Origin of the sequence: Bradyrhizobium sp. SZCCHNR1053 (genome assembly GCF_032381235.1) — a bacterium.
Taxonomy (GTDB): Bacteria; Pseudomonadota; Alphaproteobacteria; order Rhizobiales; family Xanthobacteraceae; genus Bradyrhizobium.
On the sequence record NZ_JAUHJM010000003.1, the window covers coordinates 569700 to 593269 of the forward strand.

A 23570-nucleotide genomic window follows, 5' to 3' on the forward strand; every position below is an offset into this window, starting at 1 on the left:
GACCTTCGGTCGCTCCGGCGCTCAAAAAAAAGCGCTTTCGCTTTTCCAGAAAATGTGCTCTACTGCGTGCATCCTGCTTCGCCACGAGGGGCGTATCGCGATCGTCACGGCACGTGAGGCGGGGAGGCGATGGCCGCTTGCCTGCCGCAGCGTGCTTGCACGCGGACGAACGGCGGGCTGGCGGACGTGAAGTCGTGTGGTCCTGGCGCCGCGACGCTGGCGCTAAGCTTTCGGGCGATGATTCCGAGGGCGACGGTGGCTAAAGAGCCGTACACCGGGGAGATCACGGTATAAGCGTGAAGACCATCGCGCGGGGAATGCCGGGATGTCTCGGCTGAACCTGTGGTTCCTGCCGCCTGCATTTTTTTCGCAGGCGGGCCATGGGGGCGGCCAGCTCCCGGCATTCCCTGCGCCCTCGTGTTTCGCGAGGGCTCATCGATCCCATCAGCCCGGGCGCGTTGCGTCGCGGGATCTCGCCGATGCGCGCCAGAAGGCTCAAAGGCTCAGCCTGCGCGCGCGCGAGGCAGAACGAGCGGGAGGACGCCCCATGAGCCGACGAGCGACCTTCCCAGTGGCCGTTTGCCCAGCGCCCGGGTGCTCGCGCCGCAGCCGGATTTGATCTACACGGGGGCGTTTATGATGGACCATTCATGACGTCTCGCGCGCACCGGCGCGGGGGACAATCCGGAGTTGCATATGTCGCCCAGCCAAGCATCGCCCCTGACCCTCGTTGCGGAAGCGGCCGAGATCCTGACCTCGCTCGGCGTTGCGCCGGAGCGGCTGCGCGGTGGGACGCGCGCCGCGCGTTCGCCCGTGACCGGCGAGGTGTTGGCCCATGTGCACGACGACACCAGGGCGGATGCGACCGCGGTGATCGCGCGCGCCCATGCCGCGTTCTTGCAGTGGCGCCTCGTGCCCGCGCCGAAGCGTGGCGAGCTGGTGCGGCTGTTGGGCGAGGAGCTGCGCGCCCACAAGGCTGCGCTCGGTCGCCTGGTCTCGATCGAGGCCGGCAAGATCGTCTCCGAGGGGCTCGGCGAGGTCCAGGAGATGATCGACATCTGCGACTTCGCCGTCGGCCTGTCGCGCCAGCTCTATGGGCTGACCATCGCGACCGAGCGCGCCGAGCATCGCATGATGGAGACCTGGCATCCCCTCGGCGTCACCGGCGTGATCTCCGCCTTCAACTTCCCAGTGGCGGTGTGGGCCTGGAACGCGGCGATTGCGCTGGTGTGCGGCAACAGCGTCGTCTGGAAGCCGTCGGAGAAGACGCCGCTGACCGCGCTCGCGACCGACGCGCTGCTGGTGCGCGCGCTGCAACGTTATCGCCGCGAGGGCGGTGAGGCGCCGGAGGGGCTTGCCGGCCTGCTGCTCGGCGGCCGCACGGTCGGCGAGATGCTGGTCGACGATGCCAGGGTGCCGCTGGTGTCGGCGACCGGCTCGACCGCCATGGGCCGCGTCGTCGGCGCCTGCCTTGCCGGCCGCTTTGCCCGCGCCATCCTCGAGCTCGGCGGCAACAATGCCGCGATCGTCACGCCCACGGCCGACCTCGATCTCACCCTGCGCGCCGTGGCGTTCGCGGCGATGGGTACCGCGGGCCAGCGCTGCACCAGCCTGCGCCGCCTGTTCGTGCATGCCGACGTCTACGCCCAGCTCGTGCCACGGCTGAAGCAGGCCTACGCTTCGGTGGCGATCGGCAATCCGCTGGAGCAGGGCACCCTCATCGGCCCGCTGATCGATCGCGGCGCCTACGACGCCATGCAGGACGCGCTGAGCGCCGCGCGCGATCACGGCGGCCGCGTGTTCGGCGGCGAGCGCGTCGCCGTCGGCGGCTTCGAGCAGGCCTATTACGTCCGGCCGGCGCTGGTCGAGATCGAAGCGCAATCAGGCCCGGTCGAGCGCGAGACCTTTGCGCCAATCCTCTACGTGATGCCGTATCGTGATCTCGATGCCGCGATCGAGCTGCACAACGCCGTGCCGCAGGGCCTGTCGTCGTCGATCTTCACCAATGATCTGCGCGAGGCCGAATTGTTCGTGTCCTCGCGCGGCTCCGATTGCGGCATCGCCAACGTCAATATCGGTCCCTCGGGCGCCGAGATCGGCGGCGCGTTCGGCGGCGAGAAGGAGACCGGCGGCGGCCGCGAGTCCGGCTCGGATTCATGGAAGGCCTATATGCGCCGGGCCACCAACACCGTGAACTACGGCCGCAGCCTGCCACTGGCGCAGGGCGTCAAGTTCGACGTCGGCTGATCGATGCGATGGGCCTTCCTCATCGGCGGAACCGCTTCGATGGGTCGTGCGTTGCGCGCTGAGAAGGAGATGCACCATGGCAACGAAGAAGAAAGCCTCGACCGCAAAGTCAGCGCGCGGACGCAAGCAGGATCGCGCCCGCGTCGCGGGTGGACAGGACTACGAAGTCCGCTACGAAGCCAAGAAAAGCGGCCGCTCGGCGTCCGCGGTGAAGAAGGTGGTCAAGAAGGTCGGCAACAGCCGCAAGAAAGTCGAGCGCAAACCTACGCGCCAGTGACGTCAATGTTGCTTCAGCCGCTCCGGCGGCCGAAGCGATCCCCTCGCCCAGCGGAGCGCCTTGGGCGAGTGCAGCGGATCGGGCCCATCGCAGGTCGGGCAAGTAAGCTCGCGGCGCCCGCCCTTGCCCTCGCGCACCGCGAGCGCGCGACCGCAGGTCGGGCATGGCTTGCGCAGCAGCCACGGGACCGGATGATTCGGCATGATGGCGTCTCCCGCTGGAGGCCTCAGGCTAGAGCACCTTGGGGTAGCTGCGGAATCACTTATTTGAATCGCGGCGGATCTTCCGGCTCCCCGTGCCGTGAACAATCAGGGCAGGTGTCGCCGGTCGCGGCCAGGACGTCCTCGATCGCCGCGACCGCTTCCGAGCTACACAAGCCGCGTGGCGGATCGTCGCGTGCGATGCGAAGCGCAAGAGCCAGCGCATGCGGATCGCCGCGCTCGCGCATCCAGCCGTGCTGTTCGCATTCGACGATCGCGCCGGCCTCGCGCAGAGTGGCGACCGCCCAGCGCTCGGGAGGCTGGCTCTTGGAATGGTGTGTGACGGCAGTCTGCATCGGCCATTCTCTCCCGCCGGGAGAATCCATGAATCGGCTGGCGTTTCCAGGCCCGGCCTGCAGGGCAGGGATTCCAAAATGGAGGGGCTGGCTTGCCGCGGATTGTTCGGCGGTCCGGCTTGAGATTGCCGCGGGCTGGGGCCATCCTTGATGGAGTACGCGTGAAACGGATGCAGACCGGAATGCAGATCAAGGCCAACGAGGATTTGCTGCTCATCATCGATGTGCAGAACGATTTTTGCCCCGGCGGCGCGCTCGCCGTGGCCGACGGCGATGCCGTGGTGCCGGTGATCAACCGGCTGAGCGGGATGTTCGATCACATCGTCCTCACCCAGGACTGGCACCCGGCGGGACACAGCTCGTTCGCCTCGAGCCACCCGGGAAAGGCGCCGTTCGAGTCCGTCACGATGCCCTACGGACCGCAGACCTTGTGGCCGGATCACTGCATCCAAGGCACGCCGGGCGCGGCCTTCCATGCCGATCTTGCGACCGACAAGGCGCAGCTCATCATCCGCAAGGGTTTTCGTGCCACGATCGATTCCTACTCGGCGTTCTTCGAGAACGACAAGACCACGCCCACCGGCCTCGCCGGCTATCTGCGCGAGCGCGGCCTGAAGCGGGTTTTTCTCGTCGGTCTCGCCACCGATTTCTGCGTGCACTATTCGGCGGTCGATGCACGGCGGCTCGGCTTCGCGGCCATCGTCGTCGACAACGCCTGCCGGGGCATTGACCTCGGCGGCTCGATGGCGGCGGCCAAGGCGCAAGGCGCGGAGGCCGGGGTCGAGCGGATCGCCGAGCTGGCGTGATGACAATGGACTACGCCGCCGCGCCGATGGTCGGCTCGGCGATGGCGCCGGCGACGCGAACACGGACGCGCAGCGCGTTGCCGGGGAGGTAGGCGATGGGCATGTCCTCGACGTCGACCGTCTTGAGCGTATCGGGGGCGGCGCCGGCTTGCACGGCGCGTGCCTCGGCGATGCCGCGCGCGGCGGCGATGGCCTCGTCGCGGGTCAGGTCGCGGAAGACCTGGTCGGCCTCGCCGGAGACCTGGGCGATGGCGGCGCCGACCGCATTGGCGCAGTCGCCATGGTCGACGCGGACGATGTTGGAGATGCCGGCGAGGCGCTCCGGCACCAGGAAGGCACCGCCGCCGACCGCGAGCAGCGGCACGTCGCCGGCCTCGGTCTTCATGCGGTCGATGTCGCCCTCGAGCTTGCGGTGGGCGTCGGCGAGCGCGGCGTCGATCAGGCCTTTCGGCAGATGCGCGACGCGCGATCTGTCGCCGATGTCGATCAGCCCCGCCGCGACCGCGATGTCGGTCGCGGTCAGACGGTCGCCGCCAAATACCAGCGCGTCGGATGTCAGCCGGTATCCGACGCTGAGCGGGCCGACGCGGACCGGATCCTGCTCGACATGGCTGCCGCCACCGAGCCCGATCGAGAGCAAATCGGGCATGCGGAACAGGGTGCGGACGCCGCCGACCTCGACGACGGCGTTGGCCTCGCGCGGAAAGCCGTGGCGCAGCTGGCCGATGTCGCTGGTGGTGCCGCCGACGTCGACGACCATGGCGTCGTCGAGGCCGGAGAGATACGCGGCGCCGCGCATGGAGTTGGTGGCGCCGGAGGCGAAGCTCATGACCGGGAAGGCGGTCGCGATCTCCGCCTGCATCACGGTGCCGTCGTTCTGCGTCAGGAACAGCGGCGCATCGATGCCGGACTCCGCGATCGCCTTGCGGAAGGCGGCGACCGTCGTGACCGCGAGGTCGTGGAGCGCGGCATTGAGCAGGGCGGCGTTCTCGCGCTCCAGCAGTCCGATGCGGCCGAGGTCGTGCGACAGGGTGACGGCGACCTCGGGGCAGATCTCGGCGAGGATCTCGCGCGCAGTGTTTTCGCAGCTCGGGTCGAGCGGCGAGAACGACGAGGCGACCGCGACCGCGCGCAGGCCCTTGGCCTTGATCGCGCGCGCGGCTGCCCTCAGTCCGGCCGTGTCGAGCGGCATGAAAGGGCGACCATCATAATCGTGGCCGCCTTCGAGCATGAAGGTCTCGGCGCTGACCAGCGCGGCGAGATCGGCCGGCCAGTCGCAGAACGGCGGCAGCGAGGCGGAGGCGGGCATCCCGATTCGGATGGCGCCGATCCTCTGCAGGTGCCGCCGCTGCACCACCGCATTGATGAAATGCGTGGTGCCGATCACGACCGCGTCGACCGGCACGGCCGCCGCGGGATTTTCTCGCAGCGCCTTGAGCGCGGCGAGAATGCCGGAGGTGACGTCGGCGGTGGTTGCGCTCTTGACGGAGTGGACGACCTCGTCGTCGGCAATCAGGACGGCGTCGGTGTTGGTGCCACCGACGTCAATGCCAATCCGCTTCATTCTCAGGGAGCTCCAGGGGTCGCAAACAGCGACCGGAAATCGAGGTCATAGCCGAAGGCGCGCGGGCCGACGAATTCGAGCCCGCGCGGGCTGGTCAGCACGGCCGGTGCGGGCAGCGCGATCACGGTGACGCGCTGGCCGTAGCGCACCGTCTCGGTGCCGATGCCGTGGCCGTTGACGCTGTCGAGCACGCAGATCAGGTCCGGCGCCATCGCGATGGCTTCGCCATCGCGCCAAGCCACGATCCATTCGTTCTGGAACGACAGCTTGAGCCGGGTGCCGCGATCGTCGTCGCTGCCTTCCACGACGGCGCTGCCGCGCAGAAATCCTTCGGTTGTGCGGCGCTCGACGTCGACGATCTTGCCATTGAAGAGCCGCTGCCCGCCCTCGCAATCGAGGATCGCCGCGATCGGATCGTGGTGGCTCCTGTTGGCGGCCTCGACCGCGCGGCCGATCGCGATGGCCTTGGTGGTGGTGAAATGGATGCCCCAGTCCTTGACCTCGCGGCCGGTGCGCGGCGCCTTGCTGGTCGAGGCGATCGAGCCCATCTCGACGCAGATCTTGCGGCTGGCGCGCTCCATCCACTTCCAGCTCGGCACCTTGGTCACGACGGCCTCGATGCCGCGCGGATCGTAGAGCGTGCAGGGATAGGGCTTGAGGTCGCCGATCGCGACCGACGTCATCTGCGCCTCGGGAAAGGCGCGGCCCATGCAGTCGGCGTCGACCACGGGGATGTTCAGATGCGCCGCCGCCATCAGCGCCTGCATGCCGTTGCCGCCGCCGATCTCGACCGACATCACGGCGCGAAATGTGATGCCGTTGATCTCCTCCTGCATGCGCACCGCACGCGCGATGCTGCGGCTGTCGGCCAGCCGTTCCTGCCCGACCAAGGGGGCGCCCATGTTGGAGACCACCGCGACCCAGTCGTCGTCTGCGAGGTCGAGCGGCGACATCATCTGCACGCGATGTCCTTCCGCATAGAGCCGGCGCAGGTTGAGCAGGCCGAGATAGGGACTGCCGCCGCCGCCGGTGCCGAGGATCCAGGCGCCGACCGCGAGCGACTCGATGTCGTCGAGGCTGATCGTCTCCATGCCGGCCGCGCTCACGGCACGAGCTCCTCGACGCTGCTCTGTGACTGCAGCGCACGGTACTGCTGCGGGAATAAGAATTTGACGCTCACAATATCAATCCTCGAGAATGACGAGATCGGCCGGACGCCAGTCGAGCGTGACCGTTTGACCGGGCGCGTGGAGCGGACCAGCCCCGGAATTCGGCTGTTGCGCCAGCACGTGCTGTCCGCTCTCCAGGGCGACGCGGTACAGCACCGCGCCGCCGAGGAAATTGGTGCTCTCGACGGTGCCGCGCACGGACATGCCCGTCCGCTTGGCATCGGCCACCTCGGCTGGCGACACCGATATCTTCTCCGGCCGCAGCGCGACCGACAGAACCTCGCCCTCGGCTGCTGCGACCGTGCCCGCCAGGGCCAGCACCAGACCGTTGCCGACGGCTATGCCGACGCCATTGTCCAAGGTCACGCGCTGGCCGCGAAAAATGTTGGTGTCGCCGATGAAATCCGCGACGAAACGCGTTCGCGGCTGATCGTAGATCTCGACCGGGGTGCCGATCTGCTCGATGCGCCCGGCGTTCATGACCGCGATACGGTCCGACATTGCCAGCGCCTCTTCCTGGTCGTGGGTGACGAACACGAGGGTGAGGCCGAGCGTCTTCTGCAGCTGCTTGAGTTCGAACTGCATCTGCTGGCGCAGTTTCTTGTCGAGCGCGCCGAGCGGCTCGTCGCAGAGCAGCACGCGCGGCGAGATGACGATGGCGCGGGCGAGTGCGACGCGCTGCTGCTGTCCGCCGGACAGTTGCGCCGGCCTGCGGTTCTCCAGGCCTCCGAGTTCAACCATCGCCAGCGCAGCCTTCACCTTCGCGGCAATCGTCGCCTTGTCGATCTTGCGCATGCGCAGGCCGAACGCGACGTTCTCGGCCACGGTCCGGTGCGGAAACAGGGCGTAGTTCTGGAACACCATCGCCATGTCGCGCTTGTGCGCCGGCACATGGGTGATGTCGGCGCCGTCGAGGCGGATCTCGCCGGCGCTTGGGCTGTCGAAGCCGGCGATCATGCGCAGGGTGGTGGTCTTGCCGCAGCCGGACGGGCCGAGCAGCGAAAAGAACTCGCCAGGCCTGATGTTCACGGCAACCGCATCGACTGCGCGTACGCCGCCGTCATAGATCTTGCTGACCGCGGCGATCTCGATGGCAGCGCTCATGCGCGGAAGATCCGGTTGACCCGGCTGTCGATCTCGTCCTTCCGTGCGTTGTACCACTTCCAGTCGACCTGGATCAGCTTGCTGACCTTCTCCGGCGTCGTCAGCAGCTTGGCGTCATACTTGGCGTCGAGCTTGACCTTCCTGTTGGCCGGCGAATACCACACCGTCTCGGCGAGGCGCTTTTGAACCTCGGGGCGCAGCATGTAGTTGATATAGGCGTTGGCGAGCACCTTCACCTTGCTGCCGGGCGTGATGCTCAGCACTTGCTCGAGCGACAGCACGCCCTCGTTCGGCGTGACGAAGTCGACCGGCTGGTTCTGACCGTCGTAACGATAGATGCCGGAATCATGCAGGATGCCGAGGCCGACCTCACCGGACAGGATCAGCTTCTCCATCGCGCCGGTGAAGTCGACCAGCTTGATCGGCTTCAGCTTCTCCAGCGCTGCATAGGCGGCGTCGAGGTCGGTCTGGCCCTTGCCATACAGCGCGCCGCACATCATCACGAACGCCTGTCCCAGGCTATTGGCTGGGATCACATAGCCGCCGCGCGCGCCATTGAATTTCGCGTCCCAGTAGTCTTTCCACGACGTGACGCTCCCATAGCCCTTGTCGGTGCGCATGCCGAGACCGATGGCGCTGGTGAAGATGCAGACGCCGACGATCTTGTCGCTGACGGCGTAAGGGTAGACGTCGGCAACGTTCGGAACCAGCTTGGGGTCGACCTTGGGCTCGACGAGACCCATCTCCACGGCCGCCCACTGCTCGTTGGAGTTGGTGTGCAGCACGTCGTAGACCGGGGCCGAGCGTGAGCTCGCCTGCAGCTTCGGCAGGAATGGCAGCGCGGTGTCGGTCTTGAGCTTGCACTTGAACTCGCTTTCGAAGGCCGGGCCGATCTCGGCCTTCATCACGTCACCCCATTTGCCACCCCAGCCGGTGACGTTGAGAACGGGCTCGTCCGCACGCGCGACATAGGGAGCAGCGACAACGCCGGCGCCGAGCGACGCAGCCGCGGTCAGCAGGCGGCGGCGGCTCAGAGGAAAACGACGCGATGAGGCGGTCATGTCCGGGATCTCCCTTAGAGTTTGACGTAGGAGCGAAGACCTACGGTGCGGTCGAGCGCGATGACGACGATGAAGGCGAGCAGGATCGAGACCACCGAGGCCGCGCCGATGGTGCCGTCGAGATCGAACTTCAGATAGTTGAACAGCGTGATCGGCAAGGTCTCGCTACCCGGCGCGACCAGGAACAGCGACACCGGAAACTGGTCGAACGAGACGATGAAAGCAAAGATCGCGCCTGCCAGAACGCCGGGCTTCACCAGCGGCAGAGTGATCTCGAAGAAGGCCCGGGTGGGGCTGGCGCCGAGATTTTGCGCGGCTTCCTCCAGCCTGACATCGAAATTATGCAACACCGCGAGCGTGGTGCGCACGACGTAGGGAATCGTCACGAGCGTATGGCCCGCGACGAGGCCCCACAAGGGACGCCCGACATCGAGCAGCACGTAGGACTGGAACAATGCAAGACCGGTCAGGATCGCGGGCAGCATCAGCGGCGACAGCATGGTCGCCACGATCAGCCGAGAGCCTGGCAGGTTGCCGCGGGCGATCGCCAGCGCGGCCGACGCGCCAAGCACCGTGGCCGCGACCGTGGTCATGGCCGCAACTTCGATGCTGAAGAGCAGCGCGTGCATGAAGTCGCGCGAGGCGAAGAACTTCTCGAACCAGCGCAAGGAGACGCCGACCGGCGGAAACTGGATGAAAGGCGTGGGGTTCAGCGCGAACACGATCACGATCGCGATCGGCGTCAGCAGGAAGGCGAGGATGCCGGTATTGGCGGTGAGATAGAGCCTGCGACCCCACCGGAGCGGCCGCGTCTTGCTGCGAAGGGCAGGTGTGGCCGCCAGATCGATCGGCGCAGCAAGCGGCGGCCGCGATCCTGGAGCAAGGCTCGTCATATTGGCCCTCATTGCAGCTCGCGCTGGCCCGAAACGAGGCCGAGCACGTGATTATACGCGACAACGAGCGAGAGCGAAATGATGAGCAGCACCATGCCGAGCGCAGCCGCGAATCCGACGTTGAAGTTCGCGGAGATCTGCTGGTAGATCAGGATCGGCAGGGTCATGATCTGGAAGCCGCCGAGCAGGATCGGCGTGACGTAGGCGCTGATCGCGAGCGCGAAGACGAGCAGCGAACCGGCGAGGATGCCGGGCAGGCTGAGCGGCAGGGTGATTTCGAGAAAAGCGCGCCACGGGCTGGCGCCGAGATTCTCCGCCGCCTGCTCCAGCCGCTCGTCGATGCGGCCGATCACGCCAGTCAGCGTCAGCACCATGAAAGGCACATAGATGTGGACGAGGCCGATGATGATGCCGGTCTCATTGTACATCAGCTGCAACGGCCTGGTGATCAGCCCGAGCGCGGTCAGGATCTGGTTGATGACACCCTTGTCGGACAGCAGCGTCATCCAGGCGAAGGTGCGCACCACGATGCCGGTCAGCATCGGCGCCAGCACGGCCATCAGCAGCAGCGCATGGCCGGTGCGGCTCTTGATCCGCGCCATCCAATGCGCGAGCGGGTAGCCGATCACGAGCGCGGCCAGGGTCGTCCAGAGGCCGATCCGGATCGTGGTCCAGATCACCTCGAGATAGTAGCCGTCATCGCCCATGCGGGCATAGTGTTTGGCGGTGAGGGCGACGTTCGGCATGACCACGGGGTTGCCGGTCAGGACGCTCATCAGCGCCATCAATCCGATCGGCAGGAAGAAGAACAGCGCGAACAGCAACGCGCTCGGCAGGATCAACAGCGCCATGCTGTTGACGCGCGGCGCGCTGCTGCTCGTCATCAGGAGGCCAGTCCGGCCAGTTGTTCGATGGTCTGGCCGAGCGGATCGCCGGTCATGCGGCGCAGCTTGGCAGCCATCGCGCCGAGCTCGCGGCGGACGTTGGCGCGCTCGATCTCGGTGGTCGCCTGCACCGAATAGGAGACGGCGATGCCGATCAGCTCACCGCTCTCGCCGCTCGCCAGCGCAAAGCCCTGCGAGCCGACGCCCTCGATGGCCTCGTCGGCGGCGTCCGAGATGCCGGTCCGGCGGATCTCGTTCAGCCGCGCCATCAGCTCGGTGAAGTTCTGCGGCGAGTTGGCCGGGACCTTCGGGTAGTCGAGCGGCACGCGCGCCCGGATCTCCTGGTCTGACAGACGCGCCAGCATGGCGCGGCCATTCGAGGTGATGATTGCCGGCGTGCGCTGGCCGGGCGGGTTGACGACGCGCAGCGGATTGGAGCCGGGCACGATCCGCAGCACCACCTGCTGATAGCCGTCGAGCACGGCGATGTAGCCGGTGTGGCCAGTGCGCGCGCAGACATCGCGCAGTTCGCCCTCGGCGGTGGCGATCAGGTCGTCATGGGCCCGGTGAAGCCGCCCGAGCTCGAAGGTCAGCAGGCCCGGGCGGTAGCGTCGGCTATGTGGGTCCTGCTCGAGCAGGCCGCAATCGCGCAGCGAGCGGAGCAGGCGTGAGGTCGAGCTCTTCGGCTTGCCAGTCAGGACCTGGACGTCGGCAAAGGAGAGGTCAGGTCGCGCGGTCGAAAAGCAGCGCAGGATGTCGATGGCGTTGGTCAGGGCGCTCATGATGATACCATTTGTTCCATTTTTTGGAACATAGTCCCAAATTCTAGAAGCGGCAGGGCGACTGCCGCAAGGCGAAATTACTGGCAAGGAGGTGCCCGAATGCGCGTCAGGGTGGTGGTCGGGGCGCCGGGCGCTGAAGGAGCATGCTCGGCCTCACTGCGCCACGGCGGACCTGATGCGACCGATGGCGGCGTCGACGCCCGTCCAGGCCGGCTTGTCCGGGGCAAATTGCTGACGGAGATAGGCGACGAGTTCGGCGAGCTGGACGTCGCTGAGATGCTCCTTGAACGCCGGCATGTAGCCGAGGTCGGACGAGGCCGGCTTCATGATCCCGTGCAGGATCACCTGGATCAGATTGTCGGGTGTGGCGCTGTGCAGGTTGCTGTTCAGCGCCAGCGAGGGCCGGCTGCCGAACAATGGCAGGCCGCCGACCTCGTGACAGACCGCGCAGGCGCCGAGATAGAGCCGTGCCGCCGGAGACGGCGTCGAGGTCACCTTGGTGCGCGCTTCCAATTCCGCGGCCATCGCCTCCAGCTTCGCTGCCGCGGGCGAGGGCGTCTGGAACGAGGCGAGATAGATCGCCATGGCCCGAATGTCGGCATCGGGCAGCGTCGCGAGATCCTTGACGATCGGTGCCATCGGACCGGCGGCCACGCCATGGAAGCGCGACTGACCGGAGCGGAGATAAGTGTAGAGCTCGTCCTCGGTCCACGGGATCGGGGCACTCGAGAGCGAGGTCAGCGCTGGGGCTTCCCAGCCCTCGGCGAAGCCGCCAGCGAGATATGCGTTGCGCTGCTCGGCGCCGAGCGCGTTGCGCGGCGAGTGACAGGCGCTGCAATGGCCGAGGCTTTCGACGAGATAGAAGCCGCGATTCCAATGCTCTGATCGTGTTGGATCACGCCTGAACGGCTGCGTGTCGTGAAACAGTGCATTCCACCCGGCGACCAGCGGCCGCAGGTTGAACGGGAAGCGCAGCGCGTTGTCCGGCGCCTGCTGTCGGACCGGTGCCTGTGCCATCAGGTAGGCGTACAGCGCCTGCAGGTCGGCATCATCGGTTCGTGCGAAATGCGTGTAGGGGAACGCCGGATAGAGCTGCCGGCCGTCGCGATGCACACCCTCGCGCATCGCGCGCTCGAAGGCGGGATAGGACCAGGCGCCGATCCCGGTCTCGACGTCGGGCGTGATATTGGTGCTGAACAGCGTGCCGAACGGCGTCTCCAGTGCGCGGCCGCCGGCATTGATCAGGCCGCCATCCGCGGTATGGCAGACCGCGCAATTGCCGAGCGCCGCGAGCGCCTCCCCGCGCGCGATCGTCGCAGCGGAATAGACCGAGGGATCGGGGCGGGTGATCGGCGCGATGGCGCGCCAGGGCAGCACGGCGGCGGCGACGCCGATCGCCGCGGCGCAGGCCGCGACGGCGGTGGCGATCACGCCGCCCCGCTTGGCAAAGGGCTTGAGCCACGTGGTCGCCGGTCTTTCGGGGGCGGGCAGCGACTGCGGCGCCGGCGTCTCCACCCGTTCGCCGCGCAGTCCTTTCAGGATGCGCTCCGGCGTGAATGGCGGCTCGCGGAAGCGGACGCCGGTGGCGTCGTAGATCGCATTGGCGATCGCGGCGGCGCTTGGCACGGACGCTGACTCGCCGACGCCGAGCGGCGGCTGATCCGGTCGCGGCAGCATCAGCACGTCGATCTCAGGCACGTCGGGGAAGGTGATGATCGGATAGGCGCCCCATTCCCGCGCCGCGACCTTGCCGCGCGTGAAGGGAATCTCCTCCATCAGCGCCCGGCTGGTGGATTGGATGACGTTGCCTTCGATCTGGTGGCGTACCCCGTCCGGATTGATCATCAGGCCGGAGTCCTGGCCTGCGATCACCCGCGTGACGCTGACGTCGCCGGTCGTCGTATTCACGGCGACATCGGCGATCCAGGCCGACCATGCCGCACCGTAGCCGGGAAACTTGCTGTGGACGTAGAGCGCGTAGGCGAAGCCGCGGCCATGGACGACGCCGTTCTCGGGCGTCTTCTCTTCCCGCACGGGGCGCGGCGTCCAGCCGGCGCGTTCGGCCACGGCGTTCACGAGATCACGCGCGCGCTCGTCCTTCAGATAGCGCAGCCGGTATTCGATCGGGTCGACGCCGGCCTCGGCGGCGAGCTCGTCGATGTAGGACTCGTGGGCGAAGGTGTTGGGCAGGGCCGAGACGCCGCGGATCCAGGAGGCGCGCACGATCGGCGGCATGTCATGCGCTGTGATGCGCATATGGTCGTAATCATAAGGCGGAATCGCGGTGCGGTCGCCCATCTCGAACACGGCGGGCTCCGGCGCGATGCGGCCGGTGAGCAGCAAGGCCAGCGTCGGCGCGCCGTTCGAGGGATAGCGCGTGGCGAATTCATAGGCCGCAACCGAACCGTCGGCATTGAGGCCGCCATTGACGTCCATCAGCTGCGCGGTGCCTTTGGGCTCCCACAGATGCTCCTGCTCGCGCGTCAGCTGCACGCGCACCGGGCGGCCGACCGCACGCGACAGCAGCAGCGCATCGGCCGTGACATCGTCGGCGCAGTTGCGGCCATAGCAGCCGGCGGCCTCCAGCCGGACCAGCTCGATGTGATCCTCTGGACAGTCGATCAGCATGGCGAGATCGCCGCGCAGGATGTGCGGATTCTGCGTGCCGGAATAAATGCGGATCTGCCCGTCGCGATAGTCGGCGACAGCGCAGGACGGCCCGATCGAGCCGTGCATCTGATAGGGCCAGAGATAGGTCCTCCGCATCGGCTTGGCGGCGTCGGCGATGGCGGCGTCGACATCGCCCTTGTCGAGCAGCCGGCGCGGAGCGGACGGATTGGCTCGCAGCGCGTTCTCGACATCGTCGAGATCGCGCAAGGTCGGCACCGGCCTCCAATTCACCTCGAGGCGCTCGGCAGCCAGGATCGCGTTCTCCTCGCGCTCGGCGACGACGCCGATGAAATCGCCGATGACGACGACGTCGACCAGACCCGGGATGTCGCGGATCGAGTCTCTGTCGACGCCGAGAAGGCTGGTGCCGATGAAGGGACCGGCATCGACGCCGGCATAGGGTGGGCGCACGACGCGGCCGTGCAGCATGCCGGGCACGCGCACGTCATGTACGTAGGTGAGCTCGCCGGTCGCCTTCGCCGGCAGATCGACGCGCGGCACCGAGCGGCCGACGACCTGATAGTCGTTCACCGACTTGACGATGATATCGTCGGCGAGCGCGAGGCTGATCGTCTCATCGCCGATCAGTTCGCCATAGCTGAGGACGCGGTTGTTGGGCCCGCGGATCAGCCCGTCCTCGACCGTCAAATCCTGAACGTCGAGGCCGAGCTGCGCGGCCGCTCGCGCCAAGAGGAAGGCGCGCGCCTGCGCCGCCGCCTTGCGCAGGGGCACGGCGGTGATCTGAATTGTCTCGCTGGCGATGGTCGCGCCCTGGTTCGGCACGACCGCGGTGTCACCGAGCACGACCACGACGCGGGCGAAGGAGACGTCGAGCTCTTCTGCAACGATCTGTCCCAGCGCGGTGCGGATGCCGGTGCCGAGATCGACATGGCCGTTGAAGGCCGAGACCTCGCCTGCCGCCGTGATCCGGATGAAGGTTTCGGACCGGCCATTGTTGCCGGCCATGGGACGCTCGACGACCAGCCAGCCGCGAGGCATGTCTTCGTCCTTGGTGAGGCGATCGTTCATCAGTCCAGCGCCTCGAGCGTGTGGCCGGCCGCCCGCATCGCCGCGCGGAGGATCTCGACATGGGCGCCGCAGCGGCAGAGATTGTAGCGCAGCGCCTGCTTGATCTCGTCGCGTGACGGATCGGGCTTGATCGCCAGCAGTGCCTTGGTCGTCATGATCATGCCGTTGAGACAATAGCCGCATTGCGCAGCCTGCTCGGCGATGAAGGCCTGCTGCACCGGATCGGGCGCCTCGCGCGAGCCCAGCCCTTCCAGCGTGGTGACATCGCGGCCGATGCAGCCTTCCACCGGAATGACGCAGGAGCGGGCGGCGCGGCCGTCGATCAGCACGGTGCAGGCGCCGCATTCCCCCAGGCCGCAGCCGTATTTCGGACCGTTCAGGGCGAGGTCGTTGCGCAGCACATGAAGCAGGGGCGTGCCGGGCGCGGCGGCGACGTCGTGCGCCCGTCCGTTCACGGTCAGCCGAATCATTGCTGGCGTCATGCCCTTCTGTCGTCCGCTATGCTATCGTCAACGAGGATGCGATGGCGATCGCTCCGAGCGTATCGTTTGTGTACTAACATGCAAGTGCCACGTTTTGCGCTGCAGCGTATGCACGATTTGTCGTCATTGTGCAGGGCAAACTGATCGTTTATCCGGCAATCGTGCTTTTCGTTCGCGGTGGCGCTTGACAGCCGGCGGAGGGGCGCGACATCATTCGTATACGAACGAATTGCCGCGGCGTGTGGACGTTTGCCGCCAGCTCCGCTTCAAGATAGGCTTCTCTGCATGGTGACCGAAACGGCGAGCGACGGTGCCGCGGACAAGATCCGCTGCGATGCCTGTCCGGTGATGTGCTACATCAAGCCGGGCGCGGCAGGTGCCTGCGACCGTTATGCCAATCAGGACGGTGTGCTGGTGCGCGTCGATCCGCATATCCTGCTGGAGCGCACGGTGTCGCATGGCGGCAAGCTGGTGCCGTTCCAGGCGAGCGGCGACTGGGACGGCAAGATCGTGCATCAGCCCGAGCTGTTCGTTACCGCGATCGGCGCCGGCACCACCTATCCGGACTACAAGCCGGCGCCGTTCATCGTGTCGTCGGTGGTCGATGGCGTCGACATGGTCACGGTCGTGACCGAGGGCATCTTCAGCTATTGCGGCGTCAAGGTGAAGATCGATACCGACCGTTATCTCGGCCCGGAAGCGGCGACGGTGCGCGTCGACGGCGAGGCGGTCGGTCACGTCACGACCAGCGAATACGGCTCGCAGATGCTGTCGCTCGGCGGCGTGCATCATCTGACCGGCGGCTCCAAGAAGGAGGGGCGTGTCACCTGTGACGCGCTGATGGACCTCAGCAACCGCAAAGCCGTGGAGCTCGTGGTCGACGGGGGCTCCAGCGTGATCGTGCAGGCGGGGCAGCCCCCGATCGTCAACGGCGTCAAGGAAGAGCGCATGCGCGTCGGCTGCGGCTCGGCCACGATCGGCATGTTCGCCAAGCAATGGCAGGGCAAGGTCGACGAGGTCGTCGTGGTTGATGATCACATCACCGGCGTTCTTTCGGAGCACCAGGCCGGCAAGCTGCTCGACATTCCTGCGACCGGCATCAAAATGAAGGGACGTCGCTCCACGCCGGGCCGCTACTTCCAGGTGGCGCAGCCCGGAACCGGCTGGGGCGGCACCGACATCTCCGATCCGCTGTCGATCCTCGGGCCGTTCGATCCGAAGACGGCGAAGCCGGGAACGACGCTGCTGATGGTGTCCACGACGGGCGAGCATGCCGGATACTACGTGCTCGACGAGTCGCTCAGGCCGGTGCAGCGCGAGATGCCGCCGGAGCTGCAGTTCTCGGTCGAGCGCATCCAGGAGAACTGCGAGCCGGCGCTGTGCACCGTGCTGTTCATGGCCGGTGCCGGCGGCTCGCTGCGCGCTGGCGTCACCGACAATCCGGTGCGGCTGACGCGTTCGGTCAAGGATACGCTGACGCGGGTGACGAGCGGCGGTGCGCCGGTCTATGTCTGGCCGGGCGGCGGCATCACCTATATGGTCGACGTGACCCAGATGCCGGCCGGCGCCTTCGGCTATGTGCCGACGCCTGCGATCGTCGCGCCGATCGAGTTCACGCTGAGGCTATCGGATTATGCGGCGCTCGGCGGGCACATGGACTACGTCCAGCCGCTCGCTTCGCTGAAGGATGTCAGCAAGGACATCCGCCAATTGCCGTGGCCGAGGCCGGGCTCATGAGCCGGCGGCCACAGATCGCCTTGTTGCCCGACCGGCGGCTGCATCTGCAGGACGGCCCGATCGATCTGATCATCGGCGCAGATGCGGCCGATGGCGATATTGGTGCGGCCTATCGTGCGGCGGCCGAGCGTTTCACGGGTCTCTTGGACGAGCTGTGTGCCGAACTGTCCGATCTGCGCAGGGGAGCCGATCACGATCGATGCCAATTAAAAGGTGTCGTCGCGAGGCGGATGCATGCGGCCGTGTCGCCGTTCGCGCGCGAAATGTTCATCACGCCGATGGCCGCGGTTGCCGGGAGCGTCGCCGAGGAGATCCTCGGCGCCATGTGCGGCGCGGCGAAGCTGACGCGGGCTTATGTCAACAATGGTGGTGACATCGCACTCCATCTGCGGGATGCCGCTACCTTCAGCGTCGGGCTGATGGACCGTCCCGACGGCGCGGGCGTGATGCGGAGGATGACGCTTCGTGCTGCCGACGCGATCGGCGGTGTCGCCACATCGGGCCGCCACGGTCGCAGCTTCTCACTGGGCATTGCCGATGCGGTGACGGTGCTCGCGCGTAGCGCAGCGCAGGCCGATGCGGCTGCGACGGTGATCGGCAACGCGGTCGACCTTCCGGGGCATCCGGCCGTGCTTCGCCGACCCGCGTGCGAGTTGCAACCGGATAGCGATCTCGGTGACCGCCTCGTCACATGCGAGGTCGGAGAGCTCCGTGATGCCGAGATTGCCGAAGCGCTGGCCGCGGGCGAGCATCGTGGGCAGTCGCTGCTGTCGGCCGGTCTGATCGAAGGCGCTGTTCTGCAGCTCCGCGGCAACATTCGCGTTGTCGGTCCGCGCGCGGTCGAGATCGTTCGTCGGCCGCAGTTGCGGGCGGCGGCGGCGTGAGGTTTGATGCATGATGTGCCAGAATACGAAGGGTCGACGATGAGCGCCGTCATCAGAAAGATCGTGACCGTGGTCGAGGAAGTCCATCAGGAGATGGGCCGGACCGTGTCGCCGCCGACGCGGCGGGCTGCGGCAGTGGCGGTGATCGAGAATCCGTTTGCCGGCCGCTATGTCGAGGACCTGTCGCCGCTGATCGCGATCGGCGAGGAGCTCGGCGAGATGCTGGCCAAGCGCGCGGTTGCCGCGCTCGGCATCGAGGGTCCGGCCGCGCACAGCTATGGCAAGGCGGCGGCCGTCGGCAGCGATGGCGAGCTGGAGCATGCGGCCGCGATCCTGCATCCGAAGATGGGGGCGCCGGTGCGCAAGGTGCTCGGCAAGGGCGCGGCGCTGATCCCCTCGTCGAAGAAGCGCGGCGGCGTTGGCTGCACGCTCGACATTCCGCTCGGCCACAAAGATGCGGCCTTCGTGCGCAGTCATTTCGACGGCATGGAGGTGCAGATCAACGACGCGCCACGCGCCAATGAGATCATGGTCGCGCTCGCGGTCACCGACAGCGGCCGTCCGCTGCCGCGCGTCGGCGGGCTCACGGTCGCCGAGATCAAGGGCGAGGACGGTCTACGGTAATTCGACTCAACATGGAGGCTGAAGGGATGCGACGGAGAACGATGCTTGCGGCAGGCCTGGGCCTTGCCGTCGCGGGACTGACGAGCGCGGCGCGCGCCGAGGACGTCATCAAGATCGGCGAGATCAACAGCTATTCGCTGCTGCCGGCGTTCACCGAGCCTTATCGCAAGGGCTGGCAGCTTGCGGTCGAGGAGGTCAACGCAGCCGGCGGCATCAACGGCAAGAAGCTCGTCGTCGTCTCCAAGGACGACAGCGGCAAGCCGGCCGATGCGCAGACCGCAGCCAACGAGCTGGTCTCGAGCGAGAACGTCGCGATGCTCGCCGGTACGTTCCTGTCGAACATTGGCCTCGCCGTCAGCGACTTCGCCAACCAGAAGAAGGTGTTCTTCCTGGCGGCCGAGCCGCTGACCGACGCCATCACCTGGGCGAAGGGCAACAAATACACCTTCCGCCTGCGCCCGTCGAACTACATGCAGGCGGCGATGCTGGTGGAGGAGGCTGCCAAGCTTCCCGCCAAGCGATGGGCCACCATTGCGCCGAACTACGAATATGGCCAGTCGGCCGTCGCGGTGTTCAAGAAGCTCTTGTCGGAGAAACGGCCCGACATCCAGTGGGTGGACGAGCAGTGGCCGCCGCAGGGCAAGATCGACGCCGGTCCGGTGGTGCAGGCCGTCGCCGCCGCCAATCCGGAGGCGATCCTCAACGTCACCTTCGGCGCCGATCTCGTGAAGCTGGTCCGCGAAGGCAACACCCGCGGCCTGTTCAAGGACCGCAAGGTCGTCAGCTTCCTGACCGGCGAGCCGGAATATCTGGATCCGCTCAAGGAGGAGACGCCCGAGGGCTGGATCGTCACCGGCTATCCCTGGTACTCGATCAAGACGCCCGAGCACGACGCGTTCCTGAAGGCGTATCAGGCCAAGTACAACGACTATCCGCGGCTCGGCTCGATCGTCGGCTACCAGACCATCAAGTCGGCGGCCGCCATTCTCGCCAAGGCCGGCTCGACCGATACCGACAAGCTGATCGCCGCGGCCGAGGGACTGTCCGTGCCGTCGCCCTTCGGTGAAATCACGTTCCGTAAGATCGACCACCAGTCGACGCTCGGCGCTTACGTCGGCAAGACCGCGCTGAAGGACGGCAAGGGCATCATGGTCGACACCGTCTACCGCAAGGGCTCGGACTATCTGCCTGGTGACGCGGAAGTCGGCAAGCTCCGGCCGAAGGACTGATCCACACGATCCTGCTTCTCCCTCTCCCGCAGGGGGAGAGCGGGCGGGGTGAGGGAATACGACGCCTGATCTACAGGTTCGGGCCGAGATCCCTCACCCCACGCTTGCTCGTCAGCTCTCTGAAGGAGCGCCCGAGCGCAAATGCGGCTCATCGATTCGACGATCTCCTCATGCGGACCGCCCATGGCCTTCTACTTCGTCCAGTTCCTGACCGGCCTTGCCAGTGCAGCCTCGCTGTTCCTGGTGGCGTCGGGACTGTCGATCATCTTCGGCGTCACCCGCATCGTGAATTTCGCCCATGGCGCGTTCTACATGCTCGGCGCCTATGTGGCCTTTTCGCTCACCGAGCGGCTGTCCGGTCCGCTCGGCTTCTGGGGCGGCATCGTCGTGGCGGCGCTCGTGGTCGCGGCCATCGGCGTGCTCGTCGAGATCGTGCTGCTGCGCCGGATCTATCACGCGCCGGAGCTGTTCCAGTTGCTCGCGACCTTCGGCTTGACCCTGATGGTCGAGGATCTCGTCGTGCTGATCTGGGGACCGGATGATCTGGTCGGCCGCCGCGCGCCGGGATTGAAAGGTGCGGTCGATTTCTTCGGTCAGAACATCCCGAGCTACGACCTGTTCCTGATCGCGCTCGGTCCGATCGTGCTCGGTGTGCTCTGGTTGCTGTTCCAGCGCACCCGCTGGGGCATCCTGGTGCGCGCGGCGACGCAGGACCGCGACATGGTCGCGGCGCTCGGCGTCAACCAGAAGTGGCTGTTCACCTCGGTGTTCGCGGTCGGTGTCTTCCTCGCCGCGCTCGGCGGCGCGCTGCAGATCCCACGTGACGCGGTCCATCACGCGATGGATCTGCGCATCATCGTCGAGGTGTTCGTGGTCGTCGTGATCGGCGGCCTCGGCAGCATCCTCGGCGCCTTCGTCGCCGCGGTTCTGGTGTCGGAGCTCAATGCCTTCGGCATTCTCATCTTCCCCACGATCTCGCTGATCCTGGTGTTCCTGGTGATGGCCGTCGTGCTGGTCGTGCGGCCCTGGGGCCTGTTCGGCAAGAAGGAGGCGCCGGCGCGGCGCACACCCGGTCTCACCGTCATTCCCTGGCGTCCGCTGAGCTCGGTCGAGCGGCTGGCGTCTCTCGTCGTGCTGGCGCTGGCGGCGATGCTGCCTTTCATCGCCGGCAACTACGCGCTGACCGTCGGCGCCGAGATCGCGATCTTCGTGATCTTCGCGGCGTCGCTGCATTTCCTGATGGCGGTCGGCGGCCTCGCCTCGTTTGGTCATGCCGCCTATTTCGGCCTCGGCGCTTACGGCGTCGCCTTCCTCGCGAAGATGGCGGGGCTGCCGATGATCGCCTGCCTCTTGCTGGGGCCGCTGCTCGGCGCGCTTGGTGCGGCCGTGTTCGGCGCCTTCGCCGTCCAGCTTTCGGGCGTGTATTTCGCGATGCTGACGCTCGCATTCGCACAGATCGTGTGGTCGATCGCGTTCCAGTGGGTTGCGGTGACCGGCGGCGACAACGGCATTCTCGGGCTCTGGCCGGAGAAATGGGCCGCGTCGCCGTCGCACTTCTACTGGCTCGCGCTCGGCGTCTCCGCGTTCGTCGTCAGCGTGCTGCGTCTGATCACCTTCTCGCCGTTCGGCTACGCCTTGCGCGGAATGCGCGACTCTCCGCTGCGCAGCGAGTCGATCGGCATCAACGGCAAGCGCATCCAGTGGACGGCGTTCATCATCGCCGGCACGACGGCCGGCCTCGGCGGTGCGCTGTTCGCCTATCTCAAGGGCAGCGTCTTTCCGGACAACATGGGCATCTCGCTGTCGGTCGATGCCCTGGTCATGGTGCTGCTGGGCGGCGTCGAGACGGTGCCCGGCGCGATCTTCGGCGCCATCGTCTACAAGGCGCTCAACATCTGGCTGGTCAGCCAGACCGACTGGTCGAAGCTCGTGCTCGGCATCTTCATCGTGCTGATCGTGGTGGTGTTCCCGAAAGGCATCGTGGGCGTGGTCGAAACCGTCATGCATCGGCGCCGCGCAGCGGCCCCCAAGGGGGCTTCGCTGTCGGCCAAGATGGAGGGCGCACAATGAGTCTCGGCGTGTCGCTGCTCTCCGTCGAAGGCCTGTCGAAATCCTATGGCGGCATTCACGCCGTCCGCAACGTGTCGTTCACGCTGCAGGCCGGCGAGATCCTCGCGCTGATCGGTCCGAACGGCGCCGGCAAGAGCACCTGCTTCGACATGCTCAACGGCCAGAACGTGCCGGACAGCGGCCGCATCACCGTGATGGGGCAGGAGACCACGGGGCGCAAGCCGCGCGAGGTCTGGCGGCTCGGAGTCGGGCGGACCTTCCAGATCACCGCGACCTATCCGACCATGACGGTGCGTGAGAACATCCAGGTCGCGCTGGTCTCGCATCATCGCCGCCTGTTCGATTTCTGGAGCCCGATGCTTGCCATCGAGCGGGACGAAGCAGATCGCCTGCTCGATCTCGTCGGCATGGCCGGCTATGCCGAGCGTCCCTGCGGCGAGCTCGCCTATGGCGACCTCAAGCGGCTGGAGCTCGCGATCGCGCTCGCCAACCAGCCGAAGCTGCTGCTCATGGACGAGCCGACCGCCGGCATGGCGCCGCGCGAGCGCGTCGAGTTGATGCGGCTGACCGCCGGAATCGCGCGTGAGCAGTCGATCGGCGTCCTTTTCACGGAGCACGACATGGACGTGGTGTTCGAGCATGCGGACCGCATTCTCGTGCTCAATCGTGGCAGTCTCATTGCCGAGGGATCGCCAGCCGAGGTGCGGGCCAATCGCGAGGTGCAGGCGATCTATCTCGGCGAAGGCCTGCTGTATGATGCCGATCATCGCGAGGGAGCTCCGGCATGAAGCTGTCCGTCGCCAATCTCAACAGCCACTACGGTCCTGCGCATATCCTGTTCGACATCGGCCTCGAGGTCGGCGAGGGCGAGGTGGTGGCACTGCTCGGGCGCAACGGCGCCGGCAAATCGACGACCTTCCGCTCGATCGTCGGCCTGGTCGAGCTGCGCGAAGGCCAGATCATGTTCGAGGGCAAGGACATCTCGTCCGCGCCGACCCATGAGATCGTCCGCGCCGGCCTCGGCTATGTTCCGGAAGAGCGCAGAATCTTCACCGAGCTGACGGTGGAGGAGAATCTCGAGGTCGGGCGCCAGAAGCCGCGGCCCAATGCCCCGCAATGGACCCGCGAGAAGTTGTATCAGCTGTTTCCAAATCTTGGCGAGATGAAGAGCCGCCCGGGCGGCCGCATGAGCGGTGGCGAGCAGCAGATGCTGACCATTGCTCGGACCCTGATGGGCAATCCGTCGCTGGTCCTGCTCGATGAGCCCTCGGAAGGCTTGTCGCCGAAGATCGTGGAGCAGATGGTCGATGCGATCCTGACCATGAAGAAGGAAGGCGTCTCGCTGGTCGTCTCCGAGCAGAACCTGCATTTCGCGAAGCTGATCTCTGACCGCGCCTACATCATCGAGCGCGGTCGCATCTGCTTCTCCGGCACCATGGCCGAGCTCGACGCGCGGCCCGACATCCGCGACGCGCATCTGTCGATCTGAGGCGAGGAAAGAT

At 66.7% G+C, this 23570-nt stretch carries 21 protein-coding genes; 10 read left to right on the forward strand and 11 right to left on the reverse strand.

Going from position 1 to position 23570, the window contains the following annotated elements; all coding sequences use genetic code 11:
• Positions 1-696: 696 nt before the first annotated feature.
• Both QX051_RS11800 and QX051_RS11805 read left to right on the forward strand, forming a co-directional pair.
• On the forward strand, positions 697-2247 hold the full coding sequence (locus tag QX051_RS11800) for an aldehyde dehydrogenase family protein (protein WP_315776205.1): 1551 nt from the start codon (positions 697-699) through the stop codon (positions 2245-2247).
• A 76-nt stretch (positions 2248-2323) separates the two neighbouring features.
• Positions 2324-2524, forward strand: coding sequence for a DUF3606 domain-containing protein (locus tag QX051_RS11805; protein WP_315776206.1), 201 nt, complete (start codon positions 2324-2326; stop codon positions 2522-2524).
• Between the two features lie 2 nt (positions 2525-2526).
• Here the strand turns inward: QX051_RS11805 and QX051_RS11810 are convergent, their stop codons facing one another.
• Positions 2527-2727 carry a hypothetical protein gene (locus QX051_RS11810; RefSeq protein ID WP_315776207.1) on the reverse strand — a complete coding sequence of 67 codons (201 nt, stop codon included), beginning with the start codon at positions 2725-2727 and terminating at the stop codon, positions 2527-2529.
• Between the two features lie 59 nt (positions 2728-2786).
• The gene (locus QX051_RS11815; protein WP_315776208.1) at positions 2787-3080 is read right to left on the reverse strand and encodes a hypothetical protein; all 294 of its coding nucleotides are present in this window, start codon (positions 3078-3080) and stop codon (positions 2787-2789) included.
• Positions 3081-3250: 170 nt separating this feature from the next.
• On the opposite strand from QX051_RS11815, the gene pncA reads away from it, so the two are divergent.
• Positions 3251-3886 carry a bifunctional nicotinamidase/pyrazinamidase gene (gene pncA / locus QX051_RS11820; protein ID WP_315776269.1) on the forward strand — a complete coding sequence of 212 codons (636 nt, stop codon included), beginning with the start codon at positions 3251-3253 and terminating at the stop codon, positions 3884-3886.
• A gap of 10 nt (positions 3887-3896) precedes the next feature.
• On the opposite strand, the gene QX051_RS11825 is transcribed toward pncA, so the two are convergent.
• The 9 genes from QX051_RS11825 to QX051_RS11865 all read right to left on the reverse strand — a co-directional run bounded on the left by QX051_RS11825 (position 3897) and on the right by QX051_RS11865 (position 15524).
• Complete coding sequence (locus QX051_RS11825; protein ID WP_315776209.1) at positions 3897-5450, reverse strand: hydantoinase/oxoprolinase family protein; 1554 nt, start codon at positions 5448-5450, stop codon at positions 3897-3899.
• Between the two features lie 2 nt (positions 5451-5452).
• Positions 5453-6541, reverse strand: a complete 1089-nt coding sequence (locus QX051_RS11830; RefSeq protein WP_409998090.1) for a DUF917 domain-containing protein — start codon at positions 6539-6541, stop codon at positions 5453-5455.
• Between the two features lie 93 nt (positions 6542-6634).
• Positions 6635-7723: an ABC transporter ATP-binding protein gene (locus QX051_RS11835; RefSeq protein ID WP_315776211.1), complete on the reverse strand. Its 1089-nt coding sequence runs from the start codon at positions 7721-7723 to the stop codon at positions 6635-6637.
• A complete protein-coding gene (locus QX051_RS11840; RefSeq protein ID WP_315776212.1) occupies positions 7720-8784 on the reverse strand; it encodes an extracellular solute-binding protein in 1065 nt (354 codons plus the stop codon). Before QX051_RS11840 ends, QX051_RS11835 begins: the two co-directional genes overlap by 4 nt.
• Positions 8785-8798: 14 nt before the next feature.
• On the reverse strand, positions 8799-9677 hold the full coding sequence (locus QX051_RS11845) for an ABC transporter permease (RefSeq protein ID WP_315776213.1): 879 nt from the start codon (positions 9675-9677) through the stop codon (positions 8799-8801).
• 8 nt (positions 9678-9685) lie between these two features.
• Positions 9686-10561: an ABC transporter permease gene (locus QX051_RS11850; protein WP_315758074.1), complete on the reverse strand. Its 876-nt coding sequence runs from the start codon at positions 10559-10561 to the stop codon at positions 9686-9688.
• Positions 10561-11343, reverse strand: coding sequence for an IclR family transcriptional regulator (locus QX051_RS11855; RefSeq protein WP_315740919.1), 783 nt, complete (start codon positions 11341-11343; stop codon positions 10561-10563). Before QX051_RS11855 ends, QX051_RS11850 begins: the two co-directional genes overlap by 1 nt.
• A gap of 153 nt (positions 11344-11496) precedes the next feature.
• A complete protein-coding gene (locus QX051_RS11860; protein ID WP_409998084.1) occupies positions 11497-15042 on the reverse strand; it encodes a molybdopterin cofactor-binding domain-containing protein in 3546 nt (1181 codons plus the stop codon).
• A complete protein-coding gene (locus QX051_RS11865) occupies positions 15042-15524 on the reverse strand; it encodes a (2Fe-2S)-binding protein (protein ID WP_315776214.1) in 483 nt (160 codons plus the stop codon). The genes QX051_RS11860 and QX051_RS11865 overlap by 1 nt, the downstream gene beginning before the upstream one ends.
• Positions 15525-15809: 285 nt before the next feature.
• On the opposite strand from QX051_RS11865, the gene QX051_RS11870 reads away from it, so the two are divergent.
• The 7 genes from QX051_RS11870 to QX051_RS11900 all read left to right on the forward strand — a co-directional run bounded on the left by QX051_RS11870 (position 15810) and on the right by QX051_RS11900 (position 23557).
• Positions 15810-17261, forward strand: coding sequence for a 6-hydroxynicotinate reductase (locus tag QX051_RS11870; RefSeq protein ID WP_315776215.1), 1452 nt, complete (start codon positions 15810-15812; stop codon positions 17259-17261).
• Entirely contained in the window at positions 17258-18145 is an 888-nt protein-coding gene (locus QX051_RS11875) for a UPF0280 family protein (RefSeq protein ID WP_315776271.1), read from the forward strand. The genes QX051_RS11870 and QX051_RS11875 overlap by 4 nt, the downstream gene beginning before the upstream one ends.
• A gap of 39 nt (positions 18146-18184) precedes the next feature.
• On the forward strand, positions 18185-18769 hold the full coding sequence (locus QX051_RS11880) for an amino acid synthesis family protein (RefSeq protein ID WP_315776216.1): 585 nt from the start codon (positions 18185-18187) through the stop codon (positions 18767-18769).
• 26 nt (positions 18770-18795) lie between these two features.
• A complete protein-coding gene (locus QX051_RS11885; protein ID WP_315776217.1) occupies positions 18796-19998 on the forward strand; it encodes an ABC transporter substrate-binding protein in 1203 nt (400 codons plus the stop codon).
• A gap of 183 nt (positions 19999-20181) precedes the next feature.
• On the forward strand, positions 20182-22068 hold the full coding sequence (locus QX051_RS11890) for an ABC transporter permease (protein ID WP_315776218.1): 1887 nt from the start codon (positions 20182-20184) through the stop codon (positions 22066-22068).
• Complete coding sequence (locus QX051_RS11895; protein WP_315740913.1) at positions 22065-22856, forward strand: ABC transporter ATP-binding protein; 792 nt, start codon at positions 22065-22067, stop codon at positions 22854-22856. Before QX051_RS11890 ends, QX051_RS11895 begins: the two co-directional genes overlap by 4 nt.
• Complete coding sequence (locus QX051_RS11900; protein WP_315740912.1) at positions 22853-23557, forward strand: ABC transporter ATP-binding protein; 705 nt, start codon at positions 22853-22855, stop codon at positions 23555-23557. The genes QX051_RS11895 and QX051_RS11900 overlap by 4 nt, the downstream gene beginning before the upstream one ends.
• Positions 23558-23570 lie beyond the last annotated feature (13 nt).